Origin of the sequence: Eisenbergiella porci (assembly GCF_009696275.1) — a bacterium.
In the GTDB taxonomy this organism is placed as follows: Bacteria; Bacillota; Clostridia; order Lachnospirales; family Lachnospiraceae; genus Eisenbergiella; species Eisenbergiella porci.
In genome coordinates, this window is record NZ_VUMI01000065.1 from 22,980 (window position 1) to 31,173 (window position 8,194).

General features: G+C 52.1%; 9 protein-coding genes and 2 pseudogenes. 10 read left to right on the forward strand and 1 reads right to left on the reverse strand.

Annotated elements, in window-relative coordinates; genetic code table 11:
- Positions 1 to 80: 80 nt before the first annotated feature.
- The 4 genes from FYJ45_RS29870 to FYJ45_RS25425 are packed head-to-tail and all read left to right on the forward strand — an operon-like array spanning position 81 to position 2,074.
- Complete coding sequence (locus tag FYJ45_RS29870) at positions 81 to 293, forward strand: hypothetical protein (RefSeq protein WP_082425542.1); 213 nt, start codon at positions 81 to 83, stop codon at positions 291 to 293.
- Positions 283 to 1,026, forward strand: a complete 744-nt coding sequence (locus FYJ45_RS25415) for a phage replisome organizer N-terminal domain-containing protein (RefSeq protein ID WP_154467874.1) — start codon at positions 283 to 285, stop codon at positions 1,024 to 1,026. The genes FYJ45_RS29870 and FYJ45_RS25415 overlap by 11 nt, the downstream gene beginning before the upstream one ends.
- A complete protein-coding gene (locus FYJ45_RS25420; protein WP_050617399.1) occupies positions 1,023 to 1,880 on the forward strand; it encodes an ATP-binding protein in 858 nt (285 codons plus the stop codon). The genes FYJ45_RS25415 and FYJ45_RS25420 overlap by 4 nt, the downstream gene beginning before the upstream one ends.
- On the forward strand, positions 1,877 to 2,074 hold the full coding sequence (locus FYJ45_RS25425; protein WP_025486305.1) for a transposon-encoded TnpW family protein: 198 nt from the start codon (positions 1,877 to 1,879) through the stop codon (positions 2,072 to 2,074). Before FYJ45_RS25420 ends, FYJ45_RS25425 begins: the two co-directional genes overlap by 4 nt.
- A 61-nt stretch (positions 2,075 to 2,135) precedes the next feature.
- Here FYJ45_RS25425 and FYJ45_RS25430 read toward each other — a convergent pair whose 3' ends face one another.
- On the reverse strand, positions 2,136 to 2,675 hold the full coding sequence (locus FYJ45_RS25430; RefSeq protein WP_025486303.1) for a DUF3795 domain-containing protein: 540 nt from the start codon (positions 2,673 to 2,675) through the stop codon (positions 2,136 to 2,138).
- Positions 2,676 to 2,888: 213 nt separating this feature from the next.
- Between FYJ45_RS25430 and FYJ45_RS25435 the strand changes: the two genes are divergently transcribed.
- From FYJ45_RS25435 to FYJ45_RS25460, 6 genes and pseudogenes are all read left to right on the forward strand, one after another.
- Entirely contained in the window at positions 2,889 to 4,499 is a 1,611-nt protein-coding gene (locus tag FYJ45_RS25435; protein ID WP_154467876.1) for a recombinase family protein, read from the forward strand.
- 90 nt (positions 4,500 to 4,589) lie between these two features.
- Positions 4,590 to 4,685 (forward strand): annotated as a pseudogene (locus tag FYJ45_RS25440) (Maff2 family mobile element protein); the annotation flags it as partial.
- A 66-nt stretch (positions 4,686 to 4,751) separates the two neighbouring features.
- Complete coding sequence (locus tag FYJ45_RS25445; RefSeq protein WP_154467878.1) at positions 4,752 to 5,621, forward strand: VirB6/TrbL-like conjugal transfer protein, CD1112 family; 870 nt, start codon at positions 4,752 to 4,754, stop codon at positions 5,619 to 5,621.
- Between the two features lie 10 nt (positions 5,622 to 5,631).
- Positions 5,632 to 6,168: an MT-A70 family methyltransferase gene (locus FYJ45_RS25450; protein ID WP_154467880.1), complete on the forward strand. Its 537-nt coding sequence runs from the start codon at positions 5,632 to 5,634 to the stop codon at positions 6,166 to 6,168.
- A gap of 14 nt (positions 6,169 to 6,182) precedes the next feature.
- Positions 6,183 to 6,650, forward strand: coding sequence for a PrgI family protein (locus FYJ45_RS25455; RefSeq protein ID WP_154467881.1), 468 nt, complete (start codon positions 6,183 to 6,185; stop codon positions 6,648 to 6,650).
- Positions 6,595 to 8,073, forward strand: a pseudogene (locus FYJ45_RS25460) (VirB4-like conjugal transfer ATPase, CD1110 family); the annotation flags it as partial. The gene FYJ45_RS25455 and the pseudogene FYJ45_RS25460, both read left to right, overlap by 56 nt.
- Positions 8,074 to 8,194: the final 121 nt, after the last annotated feature.

Genomic DNA, 8,194 nt, shown 5'->3' on the forward strand with positions numbered 1-8,194 from the left:
CCCCGAAAATGATACCGAGATGATACAGAATTACCGCCGATACCGCCACACCAGCGGAAACGGCAGAAAGGAGCGCACCCATGCCAAGAATGAGCAAGAAACGGCGGCTGGAATGGTCTTTTTTCCTGCGGCAAGTGAAAGTCGGGAATACCACCTGCGACCGTATCACATACAACGACCTCTGCCGGGGCTGTACCCATAGCTGTAAGCAGAGCTTCCGGGCGGTTGTCATACTCTGCCCCCGCTACTACTCCAAACGCCGGAAAAAGGAGGACGGGGACAATGGCAGATAACCGCAAGTATTACTACCTCAAGTTGAAAGAGAACTTTTTTGACAGCGACTCCATTGTGCTGCTGGAAGATATGAAAGACGGGATTTTATATTCCAATATCCTCTTGAAGCTGTACTTAAAATCGCTGAAAAACGGCGGGAAATTGCAGCTTGACGAGCATATCCCCTACACAGCGCAGATGATAGCGACACTGACCCGCCACCAGATAGGGACGGTTGAGAGGGCTTTAGAGATTTTCCGGCAGTTGGGGCTTGTGGAGCAGCTTGACAGCGGGGCTTTCTATATGACCGACATTGAGCTGATGATAGGACAATCCTCTACCGAAGCCGAGAGAAAACGGGCTGCAAGGCTGGAAAACAAGGCACTTTTACCGCCCCGGACAAAAGGCGGACATTTGTCCGACATTCGTCCACCAGAGATAGAGATAGAGTTAGAGAAAGAGATAGAAAAAGAGAGAGAGGGAGAAACGGGACACCCCGCCCCCGCCGCTTATGGCAGATACAACAATGTGATACTGACCGATACGGAGCTTTCCGGGCTGAAAACAGAGCTGCCCGACAAGTGGGAGTATTATATTGACCGGCTTTCCTGCCATATCGCTTCCACCGGAAAGCAGTACCATAGCCATGCAGCCACCATTTACAAGTGGGCGCAGGAGGACGCTGCCAAAGGCAAGGCTGCCCCGAAACAGGGCATACCCGATTATTCATGCAAGGAGGGCGAGAGCTTATGAAAAACGAGATTGAAGCTATGATTACGGACATTACAACCACTACCGCCGAAGCGGAGGACTACACAGGCGAGGACGGGCTTTTATACTGCGGCAAGTGCCATACGCCAAAAGAAGCCTACTTTTCAAAAGAAACCGCCCAATGGTTAGGGCATGACCGACACCCGGCAGAGTGCGACTGCCAGCGGGCAGCCCGTGAAAAACGGGAAGCCGCTGAAAGCAGACAGAAGCACCTTGAAAAAGTGGAGGACTTGAAACGCCGGGGCTTTACCGACCCTGCTATGCGGAACTGGACATTTGAGCATGACAACGGCAGAAACCCGCAGACCGAAACCGCCCGCTTTTATGTGGAGAGCTGGGAAACCATGCAGGCTGAAAATATCGGCTACCTGTTTTGGGGTGGCGTGGGGACAGGAAAAAGCTACCTTGCCGCCTGTATCGCCAACGCCCTTATGGAAAAAGAGGTTGCCGTTCGCATGACAAACTTTGCAACGATACTCAATGACCTTGCCGCCAGCTTTGAGAGCAGGAACGAATATATTTCCCGCATTTGCAGCTACCCCCTGCTGATACTTGATGATTTCGGTATGGAGCGAGGGACAGAATACGGGCTGGAACAGGTTTACAGCGTGATTGACAGCCGTTACCGAAGCGGCAAGCCGCTGATCGCCACGACCAACCTCACGCTGGAGGAATTGCAGCACCCGCAGGACACGCCCCACGCCCGTATCTATGACAGGCTGACTTCCATGTGCGCCCCCGTCCGCTTCACGGGCAGCAACTTCCGAAAGGAAACCGCACAGGAAAAGCTGGAACGCTTAAAGCAACTGATGAAGCAGCGCAAGGAGAGCCTATGACAGAAACGAAACAGACAAGCACCACCAAAACAGACCGCCGCCCGGACTGTGTGACGGAAATCCGCATGGGCAACTCCGTCCTTACCGTTTCCGGCTTCTTCAAGCAGGGCGCAACCGACACCGCAGCCGACAAGATGATGAAAGTGCTGGAAGCGGAAACTGCTGCCGGACATACGCCACCGTTCAGCGCATAAGTGATGACATGGAAAAGCGGTCACGCCGGGGAGCATGACCGCTGGAATATCAGTAACAACTTTATTTTTTCCGAAGTTTCAACTCAATGCCTTTTGGAACAGCTATATCCTGCAACAGTTTTGCGATAACAGAAGCCTGTTCTTTCTTCCCCATACTTTGAAAATCCTTATCGGATTTAACTGTTTGCAAGATATTTTCAATTTCTTTAATCGTTAAGAGATTGACTGCAACACAGAATAGATTTTTTCTGCGCCCGTCATTATAGTGTGACAAGAGGAAATCCAATAATTTGCGCTTTTCTTCCTGTTCAGCATTATAGGCGGGAATCCCTATCTGGCTGGCTTTTTCCATGTCATTCATTTGATTATGATGAGTTATAAAAGAATCAAAATCATCTATATGAGCGTATTTGTCACAAGGGAAGCTGGTACACTGAAAGCAATATTCGATTTTCCCATGTTCAATACTGCACTTTGCGATTTTACAACTTTGATTATCAACGCCACAACCGGAACAATGCCCTGCCAAATTCATAGGACATAATTTACAATTTAGACCACAAAGAGAAAGGTACTGATTGTTACGGACAAACCCTTTCATTGTCACACCCCCTTGTATTGATTAGCTCCATTTTACCATAAGAACAAGAGTTTTTCTACTATGCAATCCCAATCATCTGCTACACAAAAAACGGCGATTTGACCGACCATAAAGAAGCAGATTTGACGCTTTTGCCGCTATACAGACAGCCACCCCATGTGGTACAATCAAGGTACGGAATAGTGGGGCTGGCTGTCGGAAACGGAGGATTTTATGTTAAGACAGACCAACCAACAACCAATTACCGCCCTTTACCCAAGACTTTCCCATGAGGACGAGCTGCAAGGCGAGAGCAATTCCATTTCCAATCAGAAGCGTATTCTTGAAACCTATGCAAAGCAGAACGGCTTTTCCAATCTGCGCTGGTACACGGACGACGGTTATTCTGGTGCGAACTTTCAAAGACCCGGTTTCCAAGCCATGCTTGCGGACATTGAAGCCGGAAAAGTCGGGACAGTTATCGTAAAGGATATGTCGAGGTTAGGGCGAAACTACCTGCAAGTGGGAATGTATACGGAAATGATTTTCCCACAGAAAGGTGTCCGCTTCATCGCTATCAATGACGGAGTGGACAGCGCACAGGGCGACAATGATTTTGCCCCGCTGCGGAATATCTTTAACGAATGGCTGGTGAGAGATACGAGCAAGAAAATCAAAGCAGTAAAACGCTCAAAAGGCATGAGTGGCAAGCCCATCACAAGCAAGCCTGTGTATGGCTACCTCATGGACGAGGACGAAAATTTCATTATTGACGAGGAAGCTGCACCCGTAGTCAAGCAGATATACAACCTCTGCCTTGCCGGGAATGGTCCGACCAAGATAGCCCGTATGCTCACAGAGCAGCAGATCCCCACGCCGGGGACGCTGGAATACCGCAGGACGGGCAGCACCCGCCGCTACCACCCCGGCTATGAGTGCAAGTGGGCGACCAATACCGTTGTGCATATCCTTGAAAACCGGGAATACACAGGCTGTCTGGTAAATTTCAAGACAGAAAAGCTCTCTTACAAAGTCAAGCACAGCGTAGAAAATCCCCCGGAGAAGCAAGTGATTTTCGAGAACCACCACGAGCCTATCATAGACACCCAGACATGGGAACGGGTGCAGGAACTTCGCAAGCAGCGCAAACGCCCCAACCGCTATGATGAAGTGGGCTTGTTCTCCGGCATACTGTTCTGTGCGGACTGCGGCAGCGTCATGTACCAGCAGCGATACCAGACGGACAAGCGCAAGCAGGACTGTTATATCTGCGGCAACTACAAGAAACGCACCCATGACTGTACGGCACACTTTATCCGCACCGACCTCTTGACCGCTGGTGTACTCTCCAATCTGCGGAAAGTGACAAGCTATGCGGCAAAGCATGAAGCCCGGTTTATGAAGCTCTTAATTGAGCAGAACGAGGACGGGGGCAAACGCAGGAACGCCGCCAAGAAAAAGGAACTGGAAGCCGCCGAGAAACGCATAGCCGAGTTATCCGCTATCTTCAAGCGGCTGTATGAGGACAGCGTGACCGGGCGCATATCAGACGAGCGTTTCACAGAGCTGTCGGCAGACTATGAAGCAGAACAACGGGAGCTGAAAGAAAGAGCCGCCGCTATCCAAGCGGAGCTTTCCAAAGCACAGGAAGCCACTGTGAACGCAGAAAAGTTTATGAATGTTGTCCGGCGGCATACCAGCTTTGAAGAACTTACCCCTACTTTGTTTCGGGAGTTTGTAGAGAAAATCGTTGTACATGAGTGCAGCTATGACGAGAACAAGACCCGCAGACAGGACATTGAGATTTATTATTCTTTTGTTGGCAAGGTGGACTTGCCCGAATAACCGCCCGACCTATCCGACACAAGAGCTAAGTGCCGGATAGGAACGGCAAAATTTTTTACACTTCTATTACTTCTTTATCACACATAAGAAAAAAGCCAGGGCATGAAACAGCTCATGGCGGGCGCTGGTGTGGCTATCGTGGGCATGGTCCTTGTACCGCTGCTCTCCGGGCTGTTCAGCGTCTAACCGTCCACCGGAAATCCCTGCCCCTCCCGTTTCCATGCGGGAGGGGCGGAAAGGAGGTAAGACTGTATGGATTTCTTACTGGACGCCCTGACCAACTGGCTCAAGGAAATGCTGGCGGTCGGCATTATGGGCAACCTGTCCGGGATGTTCGATTCGGTCAACCGCCAGGTGGCGGATGTGTCCGTGCAGATCGGGCAGACGCCCCAGGGCTGGAACCCCGGTGTATTCAGCATGATCCAGACCCTTTCGGAAAACATCATGGTCCCCATTGCGGGCGTGATCTTGGCCGCCGTGATGACGCTGAAGCTGATCCAGATGATTACCGACAAAAACAACCTGCATGATGTGGACACCTGGATGATTTTCAAGTGGGTGTTCAAAAGCGCCGCCGCCATTCTCATTGTCACCAATACCTGGAACATCGTCATGGGCGTGTTCGACATGACCCAGAGCGTGGTGGCCCAGGCGTCCGGCATCATCGGCTCGGACGCTTCCATTGATATTTCCTCCGTCATGGGCGATATGGAATCCCGGCTGATGGAGATGGATTTGGGGCCGCTGATCGGCCTGTGGGTGCAGAGTATGTTTATCGGCGTGACCATGTGGGCCATGTATATCTGCATTTTCATTGTCATTTATGGCCGTATGATTGAGATTTACCTTGTAACCTCCGTAGCCCCTATCCCAATGGCGGCTATGATGGGCAAGGAATGGGGCGGCATGGGACAGAACTACCTGCGTAGCCTGTTCGCCCTGGGGTTCCAGGCGTTCCTTATCATCGTCTGTGTGGCGATTTACGCCGTACTGGTGCAGAATATCGCCACCGAGGAAGATGTGATTATGGCCATCTGGACCTGCGTGGGCTACACGGTGCTGCTGTGCTTCACCCTGTTTAAGACCGGCAGCCTCGCAAAGTCAATCTTTCAGGCGCATTAAGGAGGACGGCATGAAGAAATACCAGATTGTTTATGCCGATCCCCCGTGGGCTTACCGCAGCGGAAAAGTGCAGGGCGCGGCGCAGAATCATTACCCGACCATACCGGACGAAGAACTGTACCGCCTGCCGGTATCCGATCTGGCAGACAAAAACTGTGCATTGTTCCTCTGGTGTACCTTCCCGAAGCTGCCGGAGGCGCTGAAGCTCATAGACGCATGGGGATTCACCTACAAGACCGTGGCGTTTGTCTGGGTCAAGCAGAATAAATCTGGCAAAGGGTTCTTTTTCGGGCTGGGCTGGTGGACCAGAAGCAATGCGGAAATCTGCCTGCTGGCGGTAAAAGGAAAACCGGAAAGGCAAAATGCAGGCATCCATCAACTGATTTTTTCTCCTGTGGAGCAGCACAGCAAGAAACCGGATATTGTCCGGGATAAAATCGTCGCGCTGGCAGGAAACGTCCCGCGTATTGAGCTGTTTGCCAGACAAGCCACCCCCGGCTGGGACGTCTGGGGCGACGAGGTGGACAGCTCCGTTTCATTCCCGTAAAGGAGGTCGTTACATTGGCTTATGTACCCGTACCCAAAGACTTAACCAAAGTCAAAACCAAGGTTGCGTTCAACCTGACAAAAAGGCAGCTGGTCTGCTTCGGCTGCGGGGCGCTCATCGGCGTGCCGCTGTTCTTCCTGCTCAAAGGACCGGCAGGGACCAGCACGGCGGTCATGTGCATGATGTTTGTCATGCTGCCCTTTTTCCTGTTGGCCATGTATGAAAAGCACGGGCAGCCGCTGGAAAAGGTTCTGGGCAACCTCATCCGCGTTATGGTGATCCGCCCCAAAGAACGCCCCTACCGCACCAATAACTTCTATGCCGTGTTGCAGCGGCAGGCGAATCTCGACGAGGAGGTGTCACACATTGTTTACGGCAATCAAACGCTGGCTGCACCGGCTGTTCGGAAAAAACGAGGAAAAAGCTGTGCAGCCGGTCAGGATAAAGAAAAAGCTGTCCCGCGCCGACAAAAAGCAGATTGAAGCGGCCATTGCCCGTGCAAACCGCACGGACAAAAAGGAAAAATCGGCTCAGGACAGCATCCCCTATGAACGAATGTGGCCGGACGGTATCTGCCGGGTATCAGACGGTCACTACACCAAAACCATTCAATTTCAGGACATCAACTATCAGCTCTCGCAGAACGAGGACAAGACCGCGATCTTCGAGGGCTGGTGTGATTTTCTCAACTACTTCGACAGCTCGATTCGGTTTGAGCTGTCTTTTTTGAACCTGGCCGCGTCCGAGGAAACCTTTGCCCGCGCCATCTCCATCCCTCTCCAGGGGGATGATTTTGACAGTATCCGGGTGGAGTACACCACCATGCTGCAAAATCAGCTGGCCAGGGGCAACAACGGTCTCATCAAAACCAAGTATCTGACCTTTGGCATCGACGCGGACAGCATCAAGGCGGCCAAGCCCCGTTTGGAGCGTATCGAGACCGATATTCTCAACAACTTCAAGCGGCTGGGCGTGGCGGCGGAGACTCTGGACGGAAAGGCGCGGCTTGCCCAGCTGCATGGGATCTTCCACATGGATGAGCAGCTGCCGTTCCGATTTGAATGGGACTGGCTGGCAGCCAGCGGCCTGTCCACCAAGGACTTTATCGCGCCGTCCAGCTTTGAGTTTCGCACCGGCAGGCAGTTCCGTATGGGCAAGAAATACGGGGCTGTTTCTTTTTTGCAGATTTTAGCGCCGGAGTTGAATGACCGGATGCTGGCGGACTTTCTGGATATGGAAAGCTCCCTCATTGTCAGCCTGCATATCCAGTCCGTGGATCAGGTGAAAGCCATCAAGACGGTCAAGCGGAAAATCACCGATTTAGACCGCAGCAAGATCGAGGAACAGAAAAAAGCGGTTCGGGCAGGGTACGATATGGATTTGATTCCCAGTGACCTCGCCACCTATGGCAGTGAAGCGAAAAAGCTGTTGCAGGATTTGCAGAGCCGCAATGAGCGTATGTTCCTTGTGACCTTTCTGGTGCTGAACACCGCAGACAACCCCCGCCAGCTGGACAACAATGTGTTCCAGGCCGGTTCCATCGCCCAGAAGTACAACTGCCAGCTGACAAGGCTGGACTTCCAGCAGGAAGAAGGGCTGATGAGCTGCCTGCCGCTGGGTGTGAATCAGGTAGAGATTCAGCGTGGGCTGACCACCAGTTCCACGGCTATCTTTGTGCCGTTCACCACACAGGAGCTGTTCCAAAACGGCAAGGAGGCGCTGTACTACGGCATCAACGCCCTGTCCAGTAACCTTATTATGGTGGACCGCAAGCTCCTGAAGAACCCCAACGGCCTGATTCTCGGCACACCGGGTTCCGGCAAATCCTTCAGCGCAAAACGCGAGATCGCCAACTGCTTCCTGCTCACCTCCGACGAGATCGAGATTCTGGACCCGGAGGCAGAAGTGCGACAAGAAGTCGCATAATGAATTGCTGATAATCAGCTACCCTATCCATTTGGGGTAATCCTACCACAATCTGCGTGAATGGTAACGTTCAGGTGGGAAGCTTGTGGGACAATATGGG

Coding starts and splice junctions, on each gene's coding strand:
- FYJ45_RS29870 (WP_082425542.1), top strand. CDS start 81: ATGCCAAGAATGAGCAAGAAACGGCGGCTGGAATGGTCTTTTTTCCTG.
- FYJ45_RS25415 (WP_154467874.1), top strand. CDS start 283: ATGGCAGATAACCGCAAGTATTACTACCTCAAGTTGAAAGAGAACTTT.
- FYJ45_RS25420 (WP_050617399.1), top strand. CDS start 1,023: ATGAAAAACGAGATTGAAGCTATGATTACGGACATTACAACCACTACC.
- FYJ45_RS25425 (WP_025486305.1), top strand. CDS start 1,877: ATGACAGAAACGAAACAGACAAGCACCACCAAAACAGACCGCCGCCCG.
- FYJ45_RS25430 (WP_025486303.1), bottom strand. CDS start 2,675: ATGAAAGGGTTTGTCCGTAACAATCAGTACCTTTCTCTTTGTGGTCTA.
- FYJ45_RS25435 (WP_154467876.1), top strand. CDS start 2,889: ATGTTAAGACAGACCAACCAACAACCAATTACCGCCCTTTACCCAAGA.
- FYJ45_RS25445 (WP_154467878.1), top strand. CDS start 4,752: ATGGATTTCTTACTGGACGCCCTGACCAACTGGCTCAAGGAAATGCTG.
- FYJ45_RS25450 (WP_154467880.1), top strand. CDS start 5,632: ATGAAGAAATACCAGATTGTTTATGCCGATCCCCCGTGGGCTTACCGC.